We start from the raw sequence: 23655 nt of genomic DNA, 5'->3' as shown, positions 1-23655 counted from the left end.
CCTCTGGCAGGGCCAGGATTCTTCGCTTCGTACCGGGTGAGCACTGGGACAAATTCCAAGATCGGACGGGGGGTTCGGGGCCCCTTTATTACAAAATGTTTTGTCCGCACGTCAAACTTACAATCAGCCCACCCTGAGTCCAGCCGTGCGGCACCCCCACTCTGGGGGGACTGGCACCCCCCAACCGGGAAACGCTTACCACCGTGGATCCCCCCAACCCTCCCCCACTTCGGGAAAGCGTTGTCCTCATTTAGGTGGACATTCCCAGGCCCCACCTGCCAGTCTGAACACACAGATCGCTTACGTGCGGCGAAACCCTGCCGATAGTGCCATCTGAAGCCAGAGTCGACGCGGTCGTGCGTCCCTCGGCCCGACCGGAACCGTGTGGAGGAAATCGTGGGCGCCAATGAACTCTCCGCCCTCCTGTGGCGCGAGCGTGAGCTCCTCGAACTCCTCGTCTTCAAGCTCGACGAAGAACAGCTCCTCCTCACGAACGGCAAGACCCGCTGGCTCCAGCAGGGCACCCGTGAGGTCGAGCAGGTGCTCGGCCACGTGCAGGAAGCCGGCCTCGCCCGTAGCGTCGAGGTGGCCGCGATGTCGAACGAGTGGGGAACCAGCGAAGACGCCACGCTCCGCGAACTCGTCGCCCACGCCCCCGTCGGCCCCTGGACCGAGATCATGACGGCGCACCTCAAGGCACTCGGCGAGCTCGCCGCCCAGATCAAGGAACTCCGCGACGCCAACGAACACCTGCTGCGCTCGGCCGCACGCTCCAGCCAGGAGACGCTCGCCGACATCCGCGTGAACACGAACACCTACGACGCCCGCGGCACAGCGGATGCGCCCACCCCGCCCGCCCGCCTCTTCGACCAGTCGTTCTAACGGGAACCCCATGAGCACATTCGGCGGACTCAACACCGCATACTCCGGCCTCCTCGCCGCCCGGCAGGGCATGGACGTCGTCGGCCAGAACATCGCCAACGCCGGAACGGAGGGCTACACCCGCCAGCGCGTGACGACCTCCTCGGTGGATGCCGTGACGCGCGCCGGTCTATTCTCTTCCGGAGTCGGCGCCGGCCAGGGCGTCTCGGTGACCGGCATCGCCCGCCTCGGCAGCGCGAGCCTCGACGCCCAGGTGCGTGCGACTGCCGCGATCGCCGGCTTCTCTGCCGTGCGCGCCAACGCGTTCACCGCGGTGGAAGCAGCCACCAACGAACCCGGCACGAGCGGACTGTCCGCGACCCTCTCCAAGTTCTGGGCCGGCTGGCAGGACCTCTCCAACGCCACCGGCGACGCCGCACCGGCCGGCGTCGTGCTGAGCCAGGCCAACGCGGTTGCCACCCAGATCGCCTCCAACTACCAGGCCGTGGCGACCGAGTGGTCCTCCCAGCGTTCGAGCGTCGACTCGATGGTTTCCGAAGTCAATGCCGCGGCCACACAGGTCGCCGGGCTCAACTCCCAGATCCGCATGACGGTCGCAGCGGGCGGTTCCGCGAACGAACTCCTCGACAAGCGCAGCGCGCTCACCACGACGATCGCCGCACTCACCGGTGGGGTCGTCTCCGAACAGGCCGACGGCACCGTCAACGTCTTCGTCGGCGGGAACGCCCTCGTCAGCGGCGACCAGGCCCAGGCACTCGTCGCCGTCGGAGCGCGAACCCTCACGGGAACCGGGACCGGAACGGGCGCCGCGGGGACTGTGTCCATCGCGTGGGCACGCGCCGCGGGGACCCCGCTCGTGCCCGCCACTGTCGACGGCGGCGAGCTCGCCGGCGCCCTCTCCCTGCTCGGGCCCGCGACGATCGACCAGAAGACCGGCGCCGGCACCGGCTCGACCCTCGCCGACGTCGCTGCGACCTACAACTCCTTCGCGACGTCGCTCGCCGCGAGCGTCAACGGCGTCTTCAACCCCACGTCGACTCCCGGCGGGGATTTCTTCAAGGTCTCCACCACCGGGGCAGCTGCCCTCGGCGTGAGCGTCCTGCTGGCGACGCCCACCGACCTCTCTCATGCCCTCACCGCAGCCGGGACCGCGGCAACCGCCGCCGCCGTCGCAGTCGGATCCACCACCGTGACCTCGGCCGGCACGATCGCCGACGCCGTCTCGCAGTTGGGTGCGGGCAAGGCGACAGCAATCGACCCCACGACGAAGCTCCCCTTCACCTCGCCGAGCACAGACTGGTCCAATGCCGTGACCCGCCTCGCGGTGACGACGAAGTCCGAGCTCCAGGGTGCGTCCCTGGCCAGCGTCGCGTCGACCGCAGCGGTCAAAGCCCAGCTGTCCAACGCATCCGTCGACCTTGACGAAGAGAACGTGAGCCTTCTGATGTTCCAGCACGCGTACCAGGGCGCCGCCCGGGTCATGACCGCCGTCGACGAAATGCTCGACGTGCTCATCAACAAGACCGGATTGGTGGGCCGCTGACCATGATCTCCCGTGTCACCACCCAGACCCAGATTCGCGCGGCCCAGTCGAGCCTGCAGACCAACCTCGCCAGGCTCACCCAACTGCAGGAGCAGGCCTCGGCGCTCACGACCCTGAAGAACCCCTCGGACGACCCGGCACGCGCCGCGGACTCGCTGGCGGTGCGCGCCCAGCAGACCGCGGTCGCCCAGTACACCCGCAACGTCGACAACGGCACCGGCTGGTTGACCACCGCTGACTCAGCCCTGGCCGCGACGACCAACATCATGAACCAGGTGCGCGACCTCACCGTGCAGGGCGGCAACGGCTCGCTCTCGCAGACAGCGAAGAGCGCCCTCGCCACGCAGCTGCAGGGCCTCAAGCAGGACCTGCTCACCCAGGCAAACACGCAGTACCTCGGACGCAGCGTCTTTGCCGGCACCTCGGATACCCCTACAGCGTTTACCACGACAGCGGCGATCCCGGCGAATGGGGCAACCCCGGCGATTCCGGCGACTGTGAAGTACAACGGCACCGCCGGTGCGACCGTCGAGCGCCGCGTCGCCTCGGACTCGACCGTGCGCGTCGACTCGGACGGCGCATCCGTCTATGGAATCGGGACCGATTCAGTGTTCAGCCTCATCGACCACATCAGCAACGCACTCGATTCGTCGACAGGCGTTGCCGCTGCCGGAGCGACGGCGACGACGACCGCGAGCGACTACCTCTCGACCGTAGACACGAGACTGACCACGGTCATCGCCGCGCAGTCGGACAACGGAGTTCGGCAGAAGCAGATCGAAAGCGCCGGTGCCGGGCTCGTCACCAAGGCCGGAACGCTCGAAGCCCAACGATCCGGGATCGAAGACGTGGACCTCGCCCAGGCCGCCCTCAGCCTCAAACTCCAGGACGTCAGCTACCAGGCTGCACTCTCCGTGACCTCGAAGGTACTGCAGCACACCCTGATGGACTTCCTCCGATGAGCGCCACCCTGACCTTCGTCTCACCACCGCCCGGGCTCGCCCCGCTCACGGAGTTCGATCTGACCGAGATCGCGGGAGCCGACGGCCTGTATACACTGCAGTCCGCCGAAGACCGGCACACCCGGCTGTTCGTGCTCGACGCCGCGATCTACCTGCCGGACTACTCCCCCGTCATCACCGACGACCACGCCCTCTCCCTCGATCTGGCCGGCCCCGACCACGCGCTGGTGCTCGTCGTGACCAACCCGCGCGAAGGCGGAACGACCGTCAACCTGATGGCGCCGATCGTCGTGAACTCCGCGACCGGTCGCTGCGCCCAGATCATCCTCGAGGGTCAGGACTGGTCCCTCCGCGCCGAACTCGGCGCCGCGTCGGGAGCCTGACCGCGCGTTCCTGACCTGCGCGTTCCTGAACGGAGTCTCAGGGCATTTCCTCGACGAAAGATGAGCGGTTCCCCCCGAACGGGAATAGCGTGAGATCCATCGGGGCGTAGCCGCTCGGATCCACCCGCGGCTGCATACACCCCGGGCATGGAGCCACAAATGCATCCGCTCATCAGCTATTTTGCGAGCCTTGACAGTCCAGGTGTGTACCTCGGCTGGGGCGCATTCCAGATCCAGCTCGGCAACCTCATCGTGATTCTCGTGATGATCCTGCTGTTCGTGCTGGCCCTGTTCCTGCCGTTCCCGAGCGGGAAGAAACGGCCATGAGCATCCGTGAGGAACGGAAGACTGAACCCGTCGAGGAGTACTACACCTGGACGGGGAAAGCCCGCGGCTGGCTGCTGAAGCACTTACCCGCCGACAAGCTGCTGCCACAGGACCAGCCCAGCTACGTCGCATCCTGGATCTACGTCTTCGGAATGGGCGCGATCGTCTCACTCGTGTTCATCCTGGTCTCCGGTGTCGTGCTGAGCCTGAACGGCCCGGCCTGGTACCACGTCTCCGACTTCGGCCATTTCGTGAACAGCGTGCACCTCTGGAGCGTCGAGCTCTTCTTCATGACGATGGTCGTGCACCTCTGGGGCAAGTACTGGATGGCCGCCTGGCGCGGCGGGCGCACCCTCACCTGGATCACCGGGATGGGCGCCTTCCTCGTCTCCATCGTCGCGGCGTTCACCGGCTACCTGCTGCAGACCAATTTCGACTCGCAGTGGATCGCCTTCGAGGGCAAGGACGCGCTCAACGCTTCCGGCATCGGCGCGTGGTTCAACGTGGCCAACCTCGGCCAGATCTTCGGGTTCCACATCGTGCTGCTTCCCCTCGCCGTCGGCGCCGTCGTTGCGCTGCACGTGATCCTGGTGCGGATGCACGGGGTCGTCCCCCCGATCGACGCGGCCGAGACCGATGCGCAACTGAGCGGCCCGGACCGGACCGAGGCTACGCGATGAGCGCCCCGACGATGTCCCGCTCCGACAGGGATGGACTCGCCCGCCGCCCCTGGCGCGGAACAGTGCGCGAGTACGACCTCTTCAAGGAACTCACGGTGGCCCTCGTCGTCGTCGGGCTCGTGATCGTAGGTCTCTCGGCGATCTTCGGCTCGCCGGACGAACCGAGCGTGACCCTCAAGTCCTGGGCGCAGGCCGAGCCCGCCGACTTCGTCGCCACTGCGACCGCCGAGCTCGGCGGCACGAGCGAGACCGCCGGCTACGGCCCGCCCTACAACACCACGGCGGATGCGACCCAGACCATCGGTGCCTTCGACCTGCAGAGCTTCTCCGGGGTTCAGCTGCCGATCGATACCGCGAAAGACCTCGTGATCACCCCGCTGACGACGCTCAACGCGCCGCCGAGTGCCGCCCTTGACGCCTGGAACGCCGCGAGCGACACCGAGAAGACCGACTGGACCGCCGCATACACGGATGCCCTCACGAACGCCCCCGACGGCGACCCCGCCCAGGTCGTCACCGGCGACTACGGTCCCGTGCCGGTCCTGACCGACGCGTTGCTCACCATGGCGAGTCAGGGCGCCCTCGACGGCGTGCTCAACGCCCAGCAGTCGTTCTACAACAACGACTACACCCGCACGATCCTGTTCCTCGGCGACGGCGCATACTTCGGCGACCTCGCGACCGCCGCGCATCTCACGGGCGACCAGTGGGGCATGATGAACGAGACCGGCAACACCCCAGGGCAGTCCTGGCTGTGGCTCTTCTCCTTCTGGTATCAGATCGAACCGTTCGCATCCGCCCCCAACGCCGACCTGCTCGTCGTCCTTCTGATGCTCGTGCTGAGCGTGCTGTTGACGCTCGTGCCGTTCATCCCCGGCCTGCGGGACATCCCGCGCTGGATTCCGATCCACCGCCTGATCTGGCGGGACTACTACAAGAAGCGCGCAGCGGGCCGCGGCTGAGCGGTCGCGAACCCCCGGCCAGAACCGATTCGGGACGGTTCCGGCCGGGGCATTCTGCGGTGTGTCGGGCGTGCTGACGAGAGCGCGAAGCAGACCGAGGACTACGCTCGCAACGGGTCCGCAGAATCGGCGGCATCCGCCCGATCGCGCGCGCTCGAAGCCGAGCCGGTGCGAGCACGCCCGAAAGGCTCCTGCCCATGTCCCGTTACGACCTCAGCCTGCCCGAGCTTCGCGACTACCGGCCGGTCGTTGCCGAGCCGGACGAATTCGACGAGTTCTGGGAGGACACCCTCGCGGACGCCCGCCGCTTTCCCGACGAACCGCACCTGACCCGGGTCGATTCGCCGCTGAGCCAGGTTGAGGTCTACGACGTGACCTTCAACGGCTTCGCCGGGCAGCCGGTGCGCGCCTGGTTCCTGGTGCCGGCAGGCACGACCGGCCCGCTGCCCGCCGTCGTCGAGTACAACGGCTACGGCGGAGGTCGTGGATTCCCGCACGAGAATCTCGCCTGGGTGACGGCGGGCTACGCCTACCTGTTCATGGACACCCGGGGCCAGGGCAGCGTCTGGGGCTCCGGCGGCGAGACCGCCGACCCGGTCGGCACCGGTCCGTCCGTGCCCGGTTTCGTGACCCGCGGCATCGAACGGCCGCAGGACTACTACTACCGCAGGGTCTTCACGGATGCCGCCCGCGCGATCGACGCCGTGCGCACGCTCGACCGGGTCGACCCGACCCGAGTCGCCGTGTGCGGCGGCAGCCAGGGCGGCGGCATCGCACTCGCGGCCGCTGGCCTCAGCGAAGGGCTCATCGGGGTCATGCCCGAGGTACCGTTTCTCTGCCACTTCGAGCGGGCCGTTGAGATCACCGACGGAGATCCGTACCAGGAGATCGTGCGCTATCTCTCGGTGCACCGCGATCTCGTCGAGCAGACGTTCACGACGCTCTCGTACTTCGACGGCGTGAACTTCGCCAAGCGGGCGACGGCTCCCGCCCTCTTCTCCGTCGGGTTGATGGATCCGGTCTGCCCGCCGTCGACGGTCTTCGCCGCGCTCAATCACTACGCGGGCGAGGCAGACATCGAGGTCTACCCGTTCAACCAGCACGAGGGCGGCTCGGGGCACCACTGGCTGCGCCAGGCCGCCTGGCTCGAGGAGCGCATCCTCTAGCCTCTCCGCCGGAGCTCGGCCTGTGGATAACTCGAGCGGGACTTGGTCGGACTGATCTAGCCTGACCGCATGCGGATCCGCGCGAGGTACCGGCTGGCAGCGACGGCCCTCTGCGCCGCGCTCTGCACGGCCGACCTCCTCGCCCTGTCCGGGTGCGCGCCGTCGCCGCCGATCGCGCCCGAGTCTGCCTCCCCGACAGCGGATGCCCCCGCTTTCGCTTCCGACGCCGAAGCGCTGGAGGCCGCGCGAACCGCCTACGCCGCCTTCGCAGCCATGTCCACATCCGTCGGTCATGATGGTGGCAAGTCGCCTGAGCGGATGGCCGACGTGGCGGCCGGAGATGCGCTGACATATGAATTGCATTCCCTTCAAGACCTCGCCAATCGGGCGGTGAAGGGGACGGGAGAATTCTCCTTTGACTCGATGACACTGCAATCTGCGGATCTGAAATCAGGCACTGTGGTGACATATATCTGTCTTGATGTTTCGAGAGCCGATGTGGTTGACGCCAGTGGGTCAAGCACCCTCCCGCCCGACCGTCCCACCCGGTATCCCCTTGAAGTTACTTTCTCATTGGACGCATCGAAGGATCGATTGCTCGTCACTAAGTCGGACTCATGGCCTGGCACAAACTTCTGTTAGTGGGATGCGCGCTCGCATCATTGTCATTCGGTATTTCTGGACCTGCAGAAGGGGCACAGGCTCAGGAAGGTTGCTCCTTCTGGGGCGCAATTGGTGAAAACTGCCCACCACCGGTTACGGGCGTCGTGAACGGCGGGGGCGTGGATTTGTCGACGGGATTCGACTCGGGAGGACCCGGAGGCACAGCTTCGGGAGCGGCTGGCGGCTCGGGCGCTTCCGGCAGTCCGCAGGGCGCGGGCGCTCCGGCCGCAACACCGACGCCGGCCGCAGGGCTGCCGTTCGTGCGGGACGGATTCGCCGTCAACTGCCCGCTCTGCGACCCGAATCTCGTGGTGAGTATCAGCGATCTCGTGCATTTCCCGGCGGCCGTGCCCAGCAAGGGCATGGAGCCCAACGGCTGGGCGATCACCGGACTTCCGGCGAACTTCCTGGCCCGGGCATCCGTGCATGTGCGCTCGGGCGTGCTGCTCGGGTTCCCCGCCGAGGTCCGGTTCACGCCGATACGGTTCCACTGGGATTTGGGTGACGGCACCCGCATCGACTCCTCGACCGGCGGCGCGACCTGGGCCGCGCTCGGTGTGCCGGAGTTCTCGGACACCGCGACCAGCCACATCTTCCGCTCTACGGGCAGGCCTGCCGTCGTTCTCTCGGTCGTCTACTCGGCCGAGTACCGCGCAGGCGCTCAGCCCTGGCGTCCGGTTCAGGGGACACTCACGATCGCAGCGTCTCCGCTCACCGTCGTCGTCAGCACGGCCGCGACCGTCCTCGTCGGACAGGACTGCACGGCCAACCCGGCCGGTCCCGGCTGCTGACCTCGCGCTATTTCCGGCGCGACAGCCGGATGGCCACCACAATGATTGTGACTGCAATCGCCGCGATGAGTACGGCAAACCCCAGCACCGTCAGGCTCGTCCAGACGGACATTCCCATCACTGCTGCGCCTGTGTTCGGCGCCAGGCTGCGACCATCGTGCGCACTACTTACGGCGCGCGAGCCGAATGGCGATAACGATGATCGCCACAGCACCGGCGGCCATCACGGCGGTCACCCCGATGACGATCAACAGGTGCCAGCCCATCAGGTTGTTCAGCATTCTCCCCCCAGAGGCCGGCTGTCGGACCGGCGATACCAGAAGGCTAGCCGACCCCGGGTTCACGCGCACTCCCTGATACGGGGACCTCCCTGCGGAGTCCATCTCCGGGACTGGCCGCGCGCGGACTGCCCTGCGGGCACGGCAACGCGGAATGATAGGAACTGTGCACCGACACCCTCGCTGGTCGCACCGCAGTTTCGATTCGCCCCACGATCAAGGACGCCCCGCGATGACCGACGTATCCCGCTCCCTCACCATTGATGCCGGTCAGACCGGCATCCGTGCCCTGCTCCGCTCGGCCGACGGGCGCCACGACACCTTCGACTTCGCCGGCATCCGCACCGACCGGGCGCTGATGCCCCAGCTCGCCGATGTCGTCAAGGCCGTCGCGGCGACCGAAAGCGGGCTCTCCGACGACCTCGGAATCCGTACCCTGAGCGCCGGGATTTCCGGTTTCACCCAGTCAGACACCGATGCCGCCGAACTTCGCCATCTCACCCACGGGCTCGGAGTGCGCGACGTGTTCCTCGCCCACGACTCGGTGACCTCCTACCTGGGCGCCCTCGGCGATACCCCGGGTGCCGTGATCGCCGTCGGCACCGGCGTCGTCACGCTCGCGGTCGGTGTCGGCGCCGTCGCCCGGGTCGACGGCTGGGGGTACCTGATCGCGGATGCCGGCAGCGGCTATTGGCTCGGACGTGCGGCCCTCGACGCGGTCATGCGCGACTACGACGGACGCGGCCAGGTGACGGCCCTTCGTGACGCGGTTCAGAAGGAATTCCCGAACCTCGAAACCCTCTACCTCGAGCTGCAGGCGGACCCGGCCCGGGTGAGCCGGATCGCGGCGTGGTCACGCTCGGTCACTGCCCTCGCCGACACGGATGCCGTCGCCGCGGCGATCTGCGACGCTGCGGCCGCCGAACTCGCACTCTCGGTGCGCACGGGACTCGAACGGGTGGGCCAGTCGGAGTCCGACTCCCCCGTGATCGGCGGACTCGGGGGCGTGCTCCGGGCACCCGAGATCGCGACCCGCTTCGAGCGCGACCTCCGCGTGGTCTGGCCGGCCGCGGACATCCGCTTTCCCACCGCGAACGGTCTCGACGGCGCCGCGCTCCTGCCGAACCTGCCCGCCACCAGCGCCGTCCTCAGCCTGGTAGCCACGGCCCGCGCCTGACCCGCGCTGACCCGCGCCCGCCCCGCACGTCCGTCGCCCGCCACTCCCACGGTGCGCCACAGACTCCGCGAGGCGACCACACGATGCTGGGGACCCGGCGTGACGGGCGCGGTTGCCCGAGCGAGCGAGTGCATACGCGTGCTCCCCAGCGTGCGCGCCCCACGTTCCGCGCGCCCCACGTTCCGCGCGCCCCACGTTCCGCGCGCCCCACGTTCCGCGCGCCCCACGTTCCGCGCGCCCCACGTTCCGCGCGCCCCACGTTCCGCGCGCCCCACGTTCCGCGAGAGTACGTTTTTGGCCCTTAAAACCCGGTTTTAAGGGCCAAAAACGTACTCTCGCGGACGAGAATCGGCCCAGTGACCGCGGCGACGCCCTGCAGGCGACCGAACGTGACGGGCGCGGCTACGCGAGCGGACTTGCGGGGGCAGCGGATGCCGCGGCGACCTGCATCAGGGCGGCCTCGAACGCGACCCACGGCAGCATCGCGCACTTGACTCTGGCCGGATACTTGGACACCCCGGCGAAGGCCGCGGCGTCGCCGAGCACCTCTTCGTCTGGCTCGATCGTGCCGCGGGAACGGAGCAGTTCGCGGAAGGTCGTGACGAGCGCCTCGGCCTCGGCGACGGTCAGTCCGGTCATCGTGTCCGCAAGCACGGATGCCGACGCCATCGAAATCGAGCAGCCGTCACCCCGCCAGACAAACTGTTCGATCACGGGAGCAGGCGCCGGAACGGAAGCAGCGACGGCCGGAGTCGGTGCGGAATCGCTCGCCTGGGCATCCGCTTCGGATATCAGTACCGCGGAATCGAACGTCGACGCCGCCGCAGACCCGGGCTCGGTCGCCAACCCAGCACCGACGCGGACTCCGACGCGGACGGTGATCTCGTCGCCGCAGGTCGTGTTGACCTGGTGCGACTCGGCCAGGCGCAGCCCCGGCATACCGTCGGCGTCGAACACGCCGAACGGCTCCGCGGACGCACCATGCCGGTATTTGGCGTGGTCGAGGATGATCTGCTGGTACAGCTGCTGCAGCTCGCTCGAGCTCATAGCTTCACTCCAAAGAAGGGGGCGACCTCGTGCATGGCGGCCAGGAACTGGTCGACCTCGTCGGTCGTCGTGTAGAGGTACGTGCTGGCGCGCGTCGACGCGGTGATGCCGAGGCGTCGGTGCAGCGGTTGGGCGCAGTGGTGCCCGACGCGCACGGCGATGCCGGCCTCGTCGAGGAACTGGCCGACGTCGTGAGCGTGCACCCCGGCGACGTCGAAGGCAGCGAGGCCGATGCGTTCGATTCCGGCGGACGGGCCGAGCACCCGCACACCGGGGATCTCGGCGAGCCCGGCGACGAGGCGCTGGCCGAGTTCGGCTTCGCGGAGGGCGATCCGGTCCATCCCGGTCTCGGTCAGGTAGTCGACGGCGGCGGCGAGGGCGATCGCCTGCGAGATGCGCTGCGTGCCGGCCTCGAAGCGCTGCGGCGGCGCGAGGAACTCGGCGTGCTCCATGTCGACGGTCGTGATCATCGAGCCGCCGGTCAGGAACGGCGGCAGGCCGGCGAGCAGTTCGGCCTTGCCGAAGAGCGCGCCGATGCCGGTCGGGCCGAGCATCTTGTGCCCGGAGAAGACGGCGAAGTCCACGTCGAGCGCCGCGACGTCGACCGGCAGGTGCGGCACGGTCTGGCAGGCGTCGAGCATGACGAGCGCGTCGAAGCGGTGGGCGAGCTCGACGAGCTCGGCGACGGGGTTGATCGTGCCGACGACATTGGACGCGTGGGTGAAGGCAAGCAGCCGCGTGCGCGGGCCGACGATCGCGGCCGCGGCGGCGAGGTCGAGGGTGCCGTCGTCCAGCACGGGAATGAAGCGCAGGGTCGCCCCGGTCCGCAGGGCGAGCTGCTGCCACGGGATGAGGTTGGCGTGGTGCTCCATCTCGGTCACGACGATCTCATCGCCGGCCCCGATGCGGAACCGGGCGGCATCCGGCCCCCCGAGACCGAGCGAGGCGTTCGAGATCGCGTAGGCGACGAGGTTGACGCCCTCCGTCGCGTTGGACGTCCAGACGAGCTCATCGGGCTGCGCGCCGATGAAGGCCGCAACGGTCGCCCGCGCACTCTCGAAGACCTCGGTCGCCGCGAATGCCAGTGTGTGCGCACCCCGGTGCACGGCCGCGTTGCGTTGCTCGTAGTACTCCTGCTCGGCTTCCATCACGCTGATCGGGTTCTGCGAGGTGGCCCCGGAGTCCAGATAGTTGAGCGGATGCCCGTTGATGCGCTGCCCGAGGATGGGGAAGTCGTTGCGAATGCGAGCGACTTCGTCCTCGGTCAGCGCCACGGCGGCGGCACGACGGAACGATGGAGCGGAAAGCGTCATGCTCCTAGGTTAAGCCGTCTTCGCGGGATTCGGCCGTCCCGGGGGTGAGGCCGAAGGTGAGGGCCCGGGTGAACTCGGTCCGGGGGTTCGCGAAGACGTCGCGGGTGGGGCCGGCCTCGACGATCCGGCCGTGCTCGAGCACGATGACCCGGTCGGCGAGGGCGAGGGCGTCGAGGGGATCATGGGTGACCAGGATCACGGACCGGTCGGACAGCATCCGGTGCAGCAGCTGACGCTGGGCCGGTACGGCCGCGACGTCGAGAGAGGTCATCGGCTCGTCGAGCAGCAGCAGGCGCGGCCGGGCGGCGAGGGCGCGCGCGACGGCCACCCGCTGGGCTTGGCCGCCGGAGAGGGCGCCGGGCTTGCGGTCGGCGAGGTCGGCGACGTCCGCGGCGACGAGCCACTCCTCGGCGAGCTCACGCGCCGCGGCCCGGGGTATCCCCGCACTGCGCGGCCCGAAGGCGACGTTGTCGCGAACCGAAAGGTGCGGGAACAGCAGCGGCTCCTGCGCGAGGAGCACGGTGCCCCGGGCGTGCGGCGGAGTCCAGGTGCCGGTGCGCGGGCGGGCACCGGCGTCGGTGCCGGTGCGCGCGCTGCTCGATGCAGCGGATGCCCCCGGCAGGTCGAAGAGGACCTGGCCGGCGAGGCTCGCGTGGCCTGAGTCCGGCCGCAGGAGGCCGGCGCTGATCTGCACGACGGTCGACTTACCGGCCCCGTTGGACCCGAGCAGCGCGACGGTCTCCCCCGGCTGCACGCTGAACGAGACGTCGAGGTGCCGGCGCGCGAGCACGGCCGCGAATTCGAAGGTCACGACGCGCCACCTTCGCCAATTCGACTACCGGCCCCGACCGCGCACCCCGGGCCGGCAACGGATTCCGCCACACGCGCGCCCGCGCACCCCAAGCCGGCAACGGATGCCGCCCCGCGCGTGCCCGCGCACGCGGCGGTCACGAGAGGCCTCGCGGCCGGTGGGTCGCCACCATGACGACGACCGCGACCACGACGAGCACGAGCGCGAGGGCGACGGCGGCATCGGGATCCGTTTCGCGCTGCAGGTAGATTTCGAGCGGCAGGGTGCGGGTGACACCCTCGAGACTGCCCGCGAAGGTCAGGGTCGCACCGAATTCGCCCAGCGCGCGCGCGAAGGCGAGCACGGCCCCAGAGACGAGCCCCGGCACGACGAGCGGCAGGGTCACCCGCCAGAACACGGTGTTCGGGGCGGCGCCGAGGGTCGCGGCGACGGCCTCATACCGCGCGCCCGAGGCCCGCAGCGTCGCCTCGACGCTCAGCACGAGGAACGGGAGCGCGACGAACGCCTGGGCCAGCACGACGGCCGTCGTCGAGAATGCGATCTGGATTCCGAGCACCTCGAAGGTCTGGCCGAGCAGTCCGCGCCGCCCGAAGGTCGACAGCAGCGCGATCCCGCCGACGACGGGCGGCAGCACAAGCGGCAGCAGCACGAACGCCCTTACGAGGCGCTGGCCGCGGAACCGGCTCCGGGCGAGCACGACCGCCATCGGCACCCCGAGCAGCAGGCAGAGCGCCGTGCTCGCCGCGGCCGTGCGGAGGCTGAGCAGCAGCGCGGCGATCGCGGACGGCGAGGTGACGAGCGCGCCGAAGTTCCCCCAGTCGACCCGGGCCGTCATCCCGACGATCGGCAATACGATGAAAAGCGCTCCGACGGCCGCGATCGCGACGATCCAGCGCGGCATGCCGAGCACCTCGGTATCGTCCCGCGCGGTTCGGGCGCGGGACCTAGTCCCGCCGAAGACGTTCGTCACTGAGTAGCGCCCCACGCGAAATACGCCCGAACCGGGCCAAGCTGATGGAGGTGGGCGCGAGCGCGGCGCGCGCGAACATGGCCTGTCCGCCCGGGGCCGATCTGAGATGGCCCGATCTGAGCGGGGCCGAACGGAGCGAGGCCGACTCGGGGCGGGCCGGTACCAGTGGATGCCGGGCGGCGGGCATTCGAGAGGGTCGCGCCGGTCATGGGGTGCTGAAGCCGGCGGCGGCGAGCACCCTGTGTCCGGTAGGCCCGGTGACGAAGGCGGCGAAAAGGCCGGCGAGCTCGGCATGGGTACTCCCGGCGACGACGCCGATCGGATACGAATTCACGGCACTGCCGGATTCACTGAACGGGATGCCGAGGACGCTCGTGCCCGCGGCGGCGACGTCCGTGACGTAGACGAGGCCGGCATCCGCTTCGCCTGAGGAGACCTTGCCGAGCACGTCGGTGACGGCGTTCTCCTCGCTGACCGGGGTGAGGTTCACGCCGGTCGCCTTCTCGATCGTGGCGGTCGCGGCGCCGCAGGGCACCTGGGCGGCGCAGACGACGACCTTGGTGCCGGGGTCGGCGAGGTCGGCGAAGGTCGTGACGCCGGCCGGGTTGCCCGGCGGAACGGCGATTTCAAGGGTGTTGGTCGCGAAGACGGTCGGCGTTCCTGTGACGAGGCCGGCGGCGGTGAGCTTTGCCATGTTCTTGGTGTCGGCCGAGGCGAAGACGTCGGCGGGGGCGCCCTCGGTGATCTGGGTGACGAGGTCGGACGATCCGGCGAAGTTGAGCGCCACGGTCACGCCGGGGTTCGCGGCCTCGAACTCGGTCGCGAGCTCGGTGAACGTCTTCTTCAGGGAGGCTGCGGCGAAGACGGTCAGGGTCTCCGGGGCACGGCTTGCGGCGGTCGTCGACGACCCGGAGGATGCCGCGGCCGACGCGGACGCGGACCCGCCCGCCCCGGCCGGGCCGGCGCACGCCGTCGTCAGCGCGGCGGCGGCAAGGACGACGAGCGAGGCACGAAGGTACCGGCGAGCGTCGTGACGGCGAGCGCTCACGAATGCTCCTGGGGGATTTCGACGATCACGGTCGTGGCCTTAACGACGGCCACCGCGACGGACCCGGGCACGAGACCGAGTTCCCGCACGGCCTCGGTGCTCATCAGGGAGACGACGCGGTGCGGCCCGCACTGCAGCTCGACCTGGGACATCACCGGGTCGCTCACGACCCGGGTCACGAGGCCGACGAACCGGTTGCGGGCCGAACTCGCGGTGCCGGACGGGTCGGTCGGCACGGCGGCGTGTTCGGTGGCGAGGCGGGCGAGGTCGACGCCGTCGACGACCATGCGTCCCGCGGCATCCGTCGTGGCCGGCAGCACGGCGTTGTCGATCCAGCGGCGCACCGTGTCGTCGCTCACACCGAGGAACCCGGCGGCCTCTCGAATCCGTATTTGCGACATATGCAGCACTATATTCCCTCATCTGCGGATTTGTCCTGGGTCCGGCGTCGATTACCTCTCCGTGCGGCACACTGGGAGGATGACGACGAAGGCCCCAACGGATGCGACGCCGCGCGTCGCGCAGATCATCGTCGCGTCGACCCGCGCCGCGGCCGGTGTCTACCCGGACCGCACCGGGCCGGTCATCGAGGCCTGGCTCCTCGACAGGGGCTGGACCGTGGCCGCCCTCCACGTCGTGCCGGACGGCGACCGCGTCGGCCACGCCCTCGGCGCCGCGATCGCCGCGCACTGCGATCTCGTGATCACGACCGGCGGCACCGGCGTGAGCCCGCACGACGAGACGCCCGAGCAGACGCTGCCGCATCTCGACCGGCTCATCCCGGGACTGGCGGAGGAGCTCCGCCGCCGCGGCGCGGCATCCACCCCGCTTGCACTGCTCTCCCGCGGCCACGTCGGCGTCGCCCGCGGTCGAACCGTGGTCGTGAACCTGCCCGGCTCGACCGGCGGCGTGCGCGACGGCCTCGCCCTGCTCGACGACGTGCTCCCCCACCTCATCGACCAGCTCCACGGCCTCGACCACACCCCCTGAGCCGCCTCCTCCACGCGGCGACGCACCGCCCGCCGCACCGTCCCGAGACGTAACGTCGGAGATTTTCCCGACCCGCGGCATCCGCTGCCCGGATCCTTCGCGTGTCGCAAGAATCTCCGACGTTATCGAGGCCACCGGACGACTCAACGGGAGTGCAGGCCCGAGCGGATGCTGCTCGCCCGATTCGGTCTCCGGCGACGAGAATCTCCGTCGAATTGGTGAGGGGTACGGTCGCCGGGGCTCACTCCGGCGCGGCCCCGGACGGGGACGGGTACCGTGGACGAAACCCGCCCGGAAATGCGGTTGACTGGATACTCGGCCCCGGACGACTGGAGCAGCGATGGACCTGAATACCGTTGTGACGATCACGCCCGCCCGCGTGCGTTCCGATCTCTCGGCGCTCGGCGACACCGTCGCCCCGCTCGCCGGCGGCTCGGAGCTGTTCGCCGATCCCCGAGCGCATCTCACCGGCCTCGTCGACCTGCAGGCGTTCGGCTGGCCCGCGCTCACCGTCACCGGTGCCGGCCTCGAGATTGCCGCGACGTGCACCCTCGCCCAGCTCGCGGCGCTCCCCGCGGGGCCGGGCTGGACCGCGCATCCGCTGCTCTTCGAATGCTGCACCGCCCTCTACGGTTCGTTCAAGGTCTGGAACGTCGCAACCGTCGGCGGCAACCTCGCCACGGCCCTGCCCGCCGGCCCGATGACGAGCCTCGCCGCGGCCCTCGACGCCGAGGTGCTCGTCTGGCGGCGCGACGGCAGCGACGAGCGCCTCCCCGCCGCGGACTTCGTCACCGGCGACATGACGACGGTGCTCGGCACCGGCGACGTGCTGCGGTCCATCCACATCCCGGAGGCCTCGCTCCGCGCCCGCACAGCGTTCCGCAAGATCGCGCTCTCGCCGATCGGCCGCTCGGGCGCCGTCGTCATCGGCCGCCTCGACCGCGACGGCCGCTTCACCCTCACCGTCACGGCCGCGACCCTGCGGCCAGTGCAGCTCCGCTACGACGCGATCCCGGCCGCGGCCGAGCTCCGCGCCGACGTCGCAGGCATCGACGCCTGGTTCACGGATGCCCATGGCGCGGCCGACTGGCGCGCCGCGGTCAGCGCCGTGCTCGCCGAGGAGATCCGTCACCAGCTCGAGGCCCCGGAATCCGGCACCACCCCGACCGAAAGCGAGGCCCGCCCGTGAGATTCGAGATCAACGGCCAGTGGGTCGACGCCGCGGCTGCCCCCGGACAGTGCCTGCGCACCTTCCTGCGCGAACTCGAGCACTTCGAGGTGAAGAAGGGCTGCGACACCGGCGACTGCGGGGCCTGCTCCGTGCTCGTCGACGGCACCCCGGTGCACTCCTGCGTCTACCCCGCGTTCCGCGCGGAGGGAACCGCGATCACGACCGCCGCCGGCCTCGGCACCCCGGGCTCCCTCGCGCCCGTGCAGCAGCGCTTCGTCGACCACGCCGGATTCCAGTGCGGCTTCTGCACCCCGGGCATGGTCGTGACCGCGTCCACGCTCACCGAGCACGACCTCGAAGACCTTCCGCGCCTACTCAAGGGCAACATCTGCCGCTGCACGGGGTACCGCGCGATCGACGACGCCATCCATGGGCGGCACACCCCGGCCGACGGCTCCGCCCCGTGCGCCCTCCCGGCAGACGGCCTCGGCCCCGTGGTCCGCACCGGAACCCGCGCGACGACCCAGGCCGGGCAGACGCCCACCGCGCCCACCCCGCCCGCGCGCGGCTACGTCGGCTCCTCGACCCACGCCCCCGCGAGCGAGCGGGTCGTGAGCGGCCTCGAACCGTACACTCTCGACGTCGCGGTGCCCGGCCTGCTGCACGTCAGCGTGCTGCAGAGTCCGCACGCGCACGCCCGCATCCGCTCGATCGACACCGGGCGAGCCGCGGCCCTGCCCGGCGTGCACGCGGTCCTCACCCACACCGACTCCCCCGCGACCCTGTTCTCGACGGCCCGGCACGAGGACCGCACCGACGACCCCGACGACACCCTCGTCTTCGACCGGGTGCTCCGGTTCCGCGGCCAGCGGGTCGCGGCCGTCGTCGCGGATACCGTCGCGATCGCCGAGGCCGCCTGTCGGCTGATCGAGGTCGAGTACGACCTCCTCCCCGCCGTCTTCGACCCGGTCCTCGCAGCGGCGCCCGGTGCGCCCCTCGTGCACGGCGAGAAGGATGCCGCCGCGAGCCGCGTCGCCGACCCCTCCCGCAATCTCGTGGCCGAGTTGCACGGCGAGTACGGCGACCTCGAGGCCGGTCTCGGCGAGGCGACCCACCTCGTCACGGGCACCTGGCAGACCCAGCGGGTCGCCCACACCCACCTCGAGACCCACGGCACGATCGGTTGGCTCGAACACGCCGGCACCCCCGAGCAGCGGCTGGTACTGCGGACGAGCTCGCAGGTGCCGTTCCTCGTGCAGCGTGAGATCTGCCACATCTTCGACCTCGACCCGGCCGCGGTCCGCGTCTTCACCGCGCGCGTCGGCGGCGGGTTCGGCGGCAAGCAGGAGATCCTCACCGAGGACCTCGTCTCCCTCGCGGTGCTCGCGACCGGCCGCCCGGTGCAGTACGAGTTCAGCCGCTCCGACGAGTTCCGGGTTGCACCCACCCGGCATCCGATGCGGGTCGGCGTCACCCTCGGCGCGACCGACGACGGCCGGCTCACCGCCCTCGCCCTCGACGTGCTGAGCGACACCGGCGCCTACGGCAACCACGGCCCCGGCGTGATGTACCACGGCAGTTCCGAGTCGGTCAGCCTCTACTCCGTGCCGAACAAGCGAGTGGACGCCCGCAGCGTCTACACGAACAACCTCCCGTCGGGCGCCTTCCGCGGCTACGGACTCGGCCAGGTCATCTTCGGTGTCGAGTCGGCGCTCGACGATCTCGCCCGCGACCTCGGCGTGAGCCCCTTCGACCTCCGCCGGCTGAACTCGGTGCGGCCGGGCGACCCGCTCGTCGTCACCCACGTCGAGGGCGACGACCTCATCTTCGGAAGCTACGGCCTCGACCAGTGCCTCGACCTCGCCGAGGCGGCCCTCGCCCGCGGCAACGGCGTTCCCGTTCCCACCGGACCGGAGTGGCGGGTCGGCGAGGGCATGGCGACCGCGATGATCGCGACGGTCCCCCCGCGCGGACACTTCGCTCAAGCATCCGTCACCCTCTGCGCCGACGGCCGCTACGCCGTACGCGTCGGCACCGCCGAGTTCGGCAACGGCACCACGACCGTGCACACCCAGCTCGCCGCGACCGCGCTCGGCACGAGCCCCGACCGGATCGACATCCTCCAGTCCGACACCGACACGATCGGCTACGACACCGGCGCCTTCGGCTCGGCCGGCGTCGTCGTCGCCGGCAAGGCTGTGCTCGGGGCGTCGACCGCACTCGCCGCGGTGCTCCGGCAGGCGGCAGCGGATGCCCGCCCCGGCACTCCCGCGGACGCCTGGCTCCTCGAGCCCGACGGCCTCCGCTGCGGCAGCACCGCCGTCTCCCTCACGGAGCTCGCCGCCCGCGCGGCGGCCGCGGCGCCCGCCGGCGACGCGTCCGTCAGCACAACTCCGGTCGACCCGACGGACGTCGGCACAACTCCGGTCGACCCGATATCCATCGGCTCCGCCCCAGCTCCCTCCGCCCCAGCGGCTCTCACCACACCGCCCACCGCAGCGCCTGAACCGGCACCGTCCTCGACCGTTCTCCGCGGCACGAGCTCCGAGGACGGCGCCGTGCGCTCGGTCGCCTTCAATGTGCAGGCCTTCCGGGTCGCCGTGAGCACCCTGACCGGTGAGGTCCGCATCCTGCAGTCGATCCAGGCGGCTGATGCCGGTGTCGTGATGAACCCGGCGCAGTGCCGCGGCCAGATCGAGGGCGGCGTGGCCCAGGCGATCGGCACCGCGCTCTTCGAGGAGGTGTTGCTGGACGGCGAGGGCACCGTGACGACGAGTGTGCTGCGCAACTACCACGTGCCCCTGCTCGCGGACCTACCCGTCACCGAGGTGTACTTCGCCGAGACGACTGACGAACTCGGCCCGTACGGCGCGAAGTCGATGAGCGAGTCGCCGTACAACCCGGTCGCCCCTGCGCTCGCGAACGCGGTCCGCGACGCGATCGGCATCCGCCCGTACGAGCTGCCGATGTCCCGCGACCGGATCTGGCGCCTGATGCACCCCTGACAGCCACCTTTCCGGTCGAGAGCGCCCGTCACGCCGGTGCCTCTCGACCGGAACGGCAACCCTCGCTACGCGGCCGCGGGAGGAAGGGCGGGCGACGCGAGCAGCAGGTGGTAGGCGTCCGGGCCGCGTCCGACCCGGAGGTGCCGGGTCTGCACGAGCCCGGCGCTCTCGAGGGCTGCGGTGATCTCCTCGGTCGGCCGCACCCGGAAGCCGTACTCGACCACGGGCATCCGCTGCATCGCTGCCGGGTCGAACACGCCCACGACGAGCCGGCCGCCGGGCCGGAGCACCCGCGCGAACTCCGCCGCCGCCCGGCCGAGGTCCGGCAGGAAGTAGAAGGTGTTGAGGGTGATCACCCCGTCGAGGCTCGCGTCCGCCAGCGGCAGGTATTCCATCGACGCCTGGAACAGCGACAGCCGACCGGCGGTGAGGGCGTCCCGAAACCGCCGGTGCGCGGCATCCAGCATGGTCTCCGAACGGTCCACCCCGTCGACGTGCCCGTCGGGTCCGACCCGCTCGAGCAACAGCTCGATCCCGACACCGCCGCCGAAGCCGACGTCGGCGAGCCGGGATCCGGGCGCCGCCTCGAGCGCGTTCACGGCGGCGCGGATGATTCCCCGGTTCCGTCGGTTGAGCATCCGCCCGACCATCCGGCCGCGCAACCCGCTCGGATGCCCGAGCTGCTCGGCAAGTGCCCGGAGCATGGGTGCGGGAGTCTTGAGGGTGCCCATCGGCTTACGGTTCCGCGGAGTGTCCATGCCAGGAACAGTAGCCCCGTGCCGGTGCGCCCACTACGGCTGGCCCAACCGCCGAACGCGGGTGTTCCGCCGGTGCGCGGGTGGTGCACCACCCGCGCTGCGGCGGAACACCAGCGCTCGAGCCTGACTAGGCCCCGGTGCTGCTTTCCATGCCCATCCGGCGCAGCACGAGGTTCTCCACGAGCTGGGCGACGCCGTACAGAACGATGGACACGAGCGTGATCGCCACGACGGATGCCCACACCTCGTAGTTCTTCACCTGGGCGACCGCGATCACGATGCCGTGGCCGAGGCCCTGCCCGGTGGAGAGCCATTCGGCGAGAAGTGCGCCAGTGATCGCGCCGGGGATCGAGATCTTGACGGCCGCGAAGAACGACGGCAGCGAGCTCGGCAGCGCCACCTTGCGGAGCGCCGTGAACGCGTTACCGCCGTAGACGGCGATGACGTCGTTGATCTGCGGCGACGACGATCGCAGGCCGAAGGCGATGTTCACGAGAGCGGGGAACAGCACCACGATCGCGCCCATCACGACGACGAGGCTCGGCCCGCGCCCGGTGATCAGGCTGATCACCGGCACGAGAGCGACAAGAGGCACCGAGCGCAAGAGCAGGGCGATCGGCATCAGCGCGCTCTCGATGCCGCGGGAGAGCGTGAACGCGATCGCGAGCACGAGGGCGACGACGAGTCCGGCAACGAAGCCGAGGAAGGCATCCCCCAGGGTGACCGTGAGGTTGGTCAGGATCGTCGCGCGGTTGACGGCGGCGTTCGGAACGGTGAAGAGCCAGTTCCAGACGTCGAGGGGTCCTTTGGCGATGAACGGGGACACCCCGAGCAGCAGGATCAGGCCCTGCCAGGCGACGAGGACGATGACGAGGGTGATCAGGCCGGTGAGCGCGGCGCGCCCGACGACGGCGCCCAGGCCGCGGACGACCTTCGCGGTGCTCGGCGGGCGAGCCGCCGACATGGTTTCGAGGGTCATCAGGAGTTCCGTCCCGTCAGCCAGGGTGTCGCGAGCCTGCTGATCAGCCCGAAGAGGCCGTAGCCAAGGCCCGCCAGAAGGCCGGCGACGAGCGCGAGCCCCCAGACCCGGTCCACGTTCGCCGCTGACCCGGCCGCGAGCATCGCGATGCCGAGGCCGCGGTCGACGCCGCCGAGGTATTCGCCGAGGATCGCGCCGAGCAGCGCGGCGGGAGCGGCGATCTGCAGCGCGGAGAGCACGCTCGGCAGCCCGGCCATCAGCCGCACCTTGCGCAGCTGCATGAACCGGCCGCCGCCATAGACGCTGACGAGGTCAAGGCTCGCGGGGGTCGCCGCCTTGAGGCCGACGAGGGAACCGACGACGGTCGTGAAGAACACAGACATCGCGGCGAGGAAGATCGCGGTGCCGGAGAGTTCACCGCCGCGCGGGGCGCCGATCACGATGTAGGCGATCGGGCCGATCGCGACGATCGGGATGCAGTAGGTGATGACCGCGATCTGCAGGGCGACCTTCTCGATCCGCGGCACGACGAGCACAAGGCCGGCGAGCACCAGAGCGGCCGCGTTGCCCCAGAGGAACCCGACGGATGCCTCGCCGACGGTGATCGACACATGCGAGAGGTAGAACGCCCAGCCGTCCGAGACCAGCTGGGAGAGGACGGCGCCGGGGGTCGGGATCGCGCCGCCCGGGACGGTGCCGATGCCGCGGAAGACCGTGGTCGCACCGAGCCACCACAGGGCGACCACGACGACCACGCCGATCAGCCCGGTCGCCCACGACGGGAGAGTGCGGAACGAGGCGAAGCCGCGCATCAGTCCGTCTCCGCCACGGAAAGGGCGTCGGGGCTGAAGAGGAGTTCGGAGGCGCGGTCGTGCAGGGCGTGGAATTCGTGGGAGCGCATCATGTCCGGATGCCGCGGGCGGGGCAGGTCGATGTCGATGACCTCCTTGATGCGGCCGGGTCGGGGGCTCATCACCGCGACCTGGTCGGAGAGGAAGATCGCCTCCGAGATGCCGTGCGTGACCATCATCGTGGTCGCGGGCTTCTCGGTCCAGATCCTGAGGAGTTCGATATTGAGGCGCTGGCGGGTCATGTCGTCGAGGGCGCCGAAGGGCTCGTCGAGTAGCAGCACGGAGGGCTTCAGCACGAGGGACCTCGCGATGGACACCCGCTGCCGCATGCCGCCGGAAAGCTGGGCGGGCTTGGCGTGTTCGAAGGCGGTGAGCCCGACCAGGTTGATCAGTTCGGAGACGTAGTCCTCGTCGACGGGCATCCGTGCGACCTCGAACGGGAGCTTGATGTTGCCGCGCACGCTGCGCCACGGCAGCAGGGCGGCGTCCTGGAAGGCGATGCCGAGCTCGTGGCCGCTGCGGAGCTCGGCCGGGCTCTTGCCGTCGACCTTCGCGGTGCCGCTCGTGGGTTCCTCGAGGCCGGCGAGGATGCGCAGGATCGTGGACTTGCCGCAGCCCGACGGGCCGAGCAGGGACAGGAAACTGCCCTTGTCGGTGTGCAGGGTCGCGTCCTCGAGCGCGGAGACTTCCTTCCGGCCCACGGTGAAGACCTTGTGGAGCCCGGAAATGTGGAGGCCGGTGCCCAGAGCGTTGCTCTGGACACCGGCATCGGTCGTACTCACAGGGTGTGTTCCTTTACTGGGCGTCGGCGGCCGCTTTCGGGGCGGCCGCGTTTCGATGTTCCTGCGTACTGCTGGTTGTGCTGGTGATGCTGGTCTGGCTGGTGATGCTGGTCTGG

Annotated in this window: 24 protein-coding genes; 14 read left to right on the top strand and 10 right to left on the bottom strand. The window is 69.9% G+C overall.

Annotated features, from left to right (window positions below):
* The first annotated feature begins 396 nt into the window (after positions 1 to 396).
* From E3O44_RS18380 to E3O44_RS18335, 11 genes are all read left to right on the top strand, one after another.
* A complete protein-coding gene (locus tag E3O44_RS18380; protein ID WP_134536470.1) occupies positions 397 to 882 on the top strand; it encodes a flagellar protein FlgN in 486 nt (161 codons plus the stop codon).
* 10 nt (positions 883 to 892) lie between these two features.
* Complete coding sequence (gene flgK / locus E3O44_RS18375) at positions 893 to 2425, top strand: flagellar hook-associated protein FlgK (protein WP_134536468.1); 1533 nt, start codon at positions 893 to 895, stop codon at positions 2423 to 2425.
* Positions 2426 to 2427: 2 nt separating this feature from the next.
* Entirely contained in the window at positions 2428 to 3387 is a 960-nt protein-coding gene (flgL, locus tag E3O44_RS18370; RefSeq protein WP_134536467.1) for a flagellar hook-associated protein FlgL, read from the top strand.
* Complete coding sequence (locus tag E3O44_RS18365; protein WP_134536465.1) at positions 3384 to 3770, top strand: flagellar assembly protein FliW; 387 nt, start codon at positions 3384 to 3386, stop codon at positions 3768 to 3770. Before flgL ends, E3O44_RS18365 begins: the two co-directional genes overlap by 4 nt.
* A 159-nt stretch (positions 3771 to 3929) precedes the next feature.
* Positions 3930 to 4097 (top strand): hypothetical protein, encoded by a 168-nt coding sequence (locus E3O44_RS19355; protein ID WP_166792719.1) that lies wholly within the window; start codon positions 3930 to 3932, stop codon positions 4095 to 4097.
* Positions 4094 to 4777, top strand: a complete 684-nt coding sequence (locus tag E3O44_RS18360) for a cytochrome b N-terminal domain-containing protein (RefSeq protein ID WP_134536463.1) — start codon at positions 4094 to 4096, stop codon at positions 4775 to 4777. The genes E3O44_RS19355 and E3O44_RS18360 overlap by 4 nt, the downstream gene beginning before the upstream one ends.
* Positions 4774 to 5739, top strand: coding sequence for a hypothetical protein (locus E3O44_RS18355; protein WP_241976426.1), 966 nt, complete (start codon positions 4774 to 4776; stop codon positions 5737 to 5739). Before E3O44_RS18360 ends, E3O44_RS18355 begins: the two co-directional genes overlap by 4 nt.
* A 197-nt stretch (positions 5740 to 5936) precedes the next feature.
* Positions 5937 to 6905 (top strand): acetylxylan esterase, encoded by a 969-nt coding sequence (locus E3O44_RS18350; protein ID WP_134536461.1) that lies wholly within the window; start codon positions 5937 to 5939, stop codon positions 6903 to 6905.
* A 69-nt stretch (positions 6906 to 6974) separates the two neighbouring features.
* Positions 6975 to 7547, top strand: a complete 573-nt coding sequence (locus E3O44_RS18345) for a hypothetical protein (protein WP_134536459.1) — start codon at positions 6975 to 6977, stop codon at positions 7545 to 7547.
* 332 nt (positions 7548 to 7879) lie between these two features.
* Positions 7880 to 8359: a hypothetical protein gene (locus tag E3O44_RS18340; RefSeq protein WP_134536457.1), complete on the top strand. Its 480-nt coding sequence runs from the start codon at positions 7880 to 7882 to the stop codon at positions 8357 to 8359.
* A gap of 510 nt (positions 8360 to 8869) precedes the next feature.
* Positions 8870 to 9814 (top strand): N-acetylglucosamine kinase, encoded by a 945-nt coding sequence (locus E3O44_RS18335; RefSeq protein WP_166792718.1) that lies wholly within the window; start codon positions 8870 to 8872, stop codon positions 9812 to 9814.
* Positions 9815 to 10216: 402 nt separating this feature from the next.
* Here E3O44_RS18335 and E3O44_RS18330 read toward each other — a convergent pair whose 3' ends face one another.
* The 6 genes from E3O44_RS18330 to E3O44_RS18305 form a co-directional block, all read right to left on the bottom strand.
* Entirely contained in the window at positions 10217 to 10861 is a 645-nt protein-coding gene (locus E3O44_RS18330; protein WP_420897943.1) for an iron-sulfur cluster assembly scaffold protein, read from the bottom strand.
* Complete coding sequence (locus E3O44_RS18325; RefSeq protein WP_134536453.1) at positions 10858 to 12174, bottom strand: SufS family cysteine desulfurase; 1317 nt, start codon at positions 12172 to 12174, stop codon at positions 10858 to 10860. Before E3O44_RS18325 ends, E3O44_RS18330 begins: the two co-directional genes overlap by 4 nt.
* Before the next feature lie 4 nt (positions 12175 to 12178).
* Positions 12179 to 12985, bottom strand: coding sequence for a sulfate/molybdate ABC transporter ATP-binding protein (locus E3O44_RS18320; protein ID WP_134536452.1), 807 nt, complete (start codon positions 12983 to 12985; stop codon positions 12179 to 12181).
* A 136-nt stretch (positions 12986 to 13121) separates the two neighbouring features.
* Positions 13122 to 13886 (bottom strand): ABC transporter permease, encoded by a 765-nt coding sequence (locus E3O44_RS18315; RefSeq protein ID WP_134536593.1) that lies wholly within the window; start codon positions 13884 to 13886, stop codon positions 13122 to 13124.
* A gap of 274 nt (positions 13887 to 14160) precedes the next feature.
* A complete protein-coding gene (modA, locus tag E3O44_RS18310; protein ID WP_420897942.1) occupies positions 14161 to 15003 on the bottom strand; it encodes a molybdate ABC transporter substrate-binding protein in 843 nt (280 codons plus the stop codon).
* Positions 15000 to 15404 (bottom strand): TOBE domain-containing protein, encoded by a 405-nt coding sequence (locus E3O44_RS18305; protein ID WP_134536450.1) that lies wholly within the window; start codon positions 15402 to 15404, stop codon positions 15000 to 15002. The genes modA and E3O44_RS18305 overlap by 4 nt, the downstream gene beginning before the upstream one ends.
* A 79-nt stretch (positions 15405 to 15483) precedes the next feature.
* On the opposite strand from E3O44_RS18305, the gene E3O44_RS18300 reads away from it, so the two are divergent.
* The 3 genes from E3O44_RS18300 to E3O44_RS18290 all read left to right on the top strand — a co-directional run bounded on the left by E3O44_RS18300 (position 15484) and on the right by E3O44_RS18290 (position 20169).
* Positions 15484 to 15993, top strand: a complete 510-nt coding sequence (locus tag E3O44_RS18300; protein ID WP_134536448.1) for a MogA/MoaB family molybdenum cofactor biosynthesis protein — start codon at positions 15484 to 15486, stop codon at positions 15991 to 15993.
* Between the two features lie 340 nt (positions 15994 to 16333).
* A complete protein-coding gene (locus tag E3O44_RS18295; RefSeq protein ID WP_134536446.1) occupies positions 16334 to 17182 on the top strand; it encodes an FAD binding domain-containing protein in 849 nt (282 codons plus the stop codon).
* On the top strand, positions 17179 to 20169 hold the full coding sequence (locus E3O44_RS18290) for a molybdopterin-dependent oxidoreductase (protein ID WP_134536444.1): 2991 nt from the start codon (positions 17179 to 17181) through the stop codon (positions 20167 to 20169). Before E3O44_RS18295 ends, E3O44_RS18290 begins: the two co-directional genes overlap by 4 nt.
* 65 nt (positions 20170 to 20234) lie before the next feature.
* Here E3O44_RS18290 and E3O44_RS18285 read toward each other — a convergent pair whose 3' ends face one another.
* From E3O44_RS18285 to E3O44_RS18270, 4 genes are all read right to left on the bottom strand, one after another.
* Positions 20235 to 20927 carry a class I SAM-dependent methyltransferase gene (locus tag E3O44_RS18285; RefSeq protein WP_241976425.1) on the bottom strand — a complete coding sequence of 231 codons (693 nt, stop codon included), beginning with the start codon at positions 20925 to 20927 and terminating at the stop codon, positions 20235 to 20237.
* Positions 20928 to 21054: 127 nt separating this feature from the next.
* Complete coding sequence (locus tag E3O44_RS18280) at positions 21055 to 21906, bottom strand: ABC transporter permease (RefSeq protein WP_241976424.1); 852 nt, start codon at positions 21904 to 21906, stop codon at positions 21055 to 21057.
* The gene (locus tag E3O44_RS18275; protein ID WP_134536442.1) at positions 21906 to 22718 is read right to left on the bottom strand and encodes an ABC transporter permease; all 813 of its coding nucleotides are present in this window, start codon (positions 22716 to 22718) and stop codon (positions 21906 to 21908) included. The genes E3O44_RS18280 and E3O44_RS18275 overlap by 1 nt, the downstream gene beginning before the upstream one ends.
* Complete coding sequence (locus tag E3O44_RS18270) at positions 22718 to 23539, bottom strand: ABC transporter ATP-binding protein (protein ID WP_134536440.1); 822 nt, start codon at positions 23537 to 23539, stop codon at positions 22718 to 22720. Before E3O44_RS18270 ends, E3O44_RS18275 begins: the two co-directional genes overlap by 1 nt.
* Positions 23540 to 23655: the final 116 nt, after the last annotated feature.

It is taken from the genome of Cryobacterium algoricola (genome assembly GCF_004402485.1).
Classification (GTDB): domain Bacteria; phylum Actinomycetota; class Actinomycetes; order Actinomycetales; family Microbacteriaceae; genus Cryobacterium; species Cryobacterium algoricola.
This window is presented reverse-complemented; position numbering and strand designations above follow the sequence as displayed.

Coding starts and splice junctions, on each gene's coding strand:
- flgK (WP_134536468.1), top strand. CDS start 893: ATGAGCACATTCGGCGGACTCAACACCGCATACTCCGGCCTCCTCGCC.
- flgL (WP_134536467.1), top strand. CDS start 2,428: ATGATCTCCCGTGTCACCACCCAGACCCAGATTCGCGCGGCCCAGTCG.
- E3O44_RS18365 (WP_134536465.1), top strand. CDS start 3,384: ATGAGCGCCACCCTGACCTTCGTCTCACCACCGCCCGGGCTCGCCCCG.
- E3O44_RS19355 (WP_166792719.1), top strand. CDS start 3,930: ATGCATCCGCTCATCAGCTATTTTGCGAGCCTTGACAGTCCAGGTGTG.
- E3O44_RS18360 (WP_134536463.1), top strand. CDS start 4,094: ATGAGCATCCGTGAGGAACGGAAGACTGAACCCGTCGAGGAGTACTAC.
- E3O44_RS18355 (WP_241976426.1), top strand. CDS start 4,774: ATGAGCGCCCCGACGATGTCCCGCTCCGACAGGGATGGACTCGCCCGC.
- E3O44_RS18350 (WP_134536461.1), top strand. CDS start 5,937: ATGTCCCGTTACGACCTCAGCCTGCCCGAGCTTCGCGACTACCGGCCG.
- E3O44_RS18345 (WP_134536459.1), top strand. CDS start 6,975: ATGCGGATCCGCGCGAGGTACCGGCTGGCAGCGACGGCCCTCTGCGCC.
- E3O44_RS18335 (WP_166792718.1), top strand. CDS start 8,870: ATGACCGACGTATCCCGCTCCCTCACCATTGATGCCGGTCAGACCGGC.
- E3O44_RS18330 (WP_420897943.1), bottom strand. CDS start 10,861: ATGAGCTCGAGCGAGCTGCAGCAGCTGTACCAGCAGATCATCCTCGAC.
- E3O44_RS18325 (WP_134536453.1), bottom strand. CDS start 12,174: ATGACGCTTTCCGCTCCATCGTTCCGTCGTGCCGCCGCCGTGGCGCTG.
- E3O44_RS18315 (WP_134536593.1), bottom strand. CDS start 13,886: ATGCCGCGCTGGATCGTCGCGATCGCGGCCGTCGGAGCGCTTTTCATC.
- E3O44_RS18305 (WP_134536450.1), bottom strand. CDS start 15,404: ATGTCGCAAATACGGATTCGAGAGGCCGCCGGGTTCCTCGGTGTGAGC.
- E3O44_RS18300 (WP_134536448.1), top strand. CDS start 15,484: ATGACGACGAAGGCCCCAACGGATGCGACGCCGCGCGTCGCGCAGATC.
- E3O44_RS18295 (WP_134536446.1), top strand. CDS start 16,334: ATGGACCTGAATACCGTTGTGACGATCACGCCCGCCCGCGTGCGTTCC.
- E3O44_RS18285 (WP_241976425.1), bottom strand. CDS start 20,927: ATGGACACTCCGCGGAACCGTAAGCCGATGGGCACCCTCAAGACTCCC.
- E3O44_RS18280 (WP_241976424.1), bottom strand. CDS start 21,906: ATGACCCTCGAAACCATGTCGGCGGCTCGCCCGCCGAGCACCGCGAAG.
- E3O44_RS18275 (WP_134536442.1), bottom strand. CDS start 22,718: ATGCGCGGCTTCGCCTCGTTCCGCACTCTCCCGTCGTGGGCGACCGGG.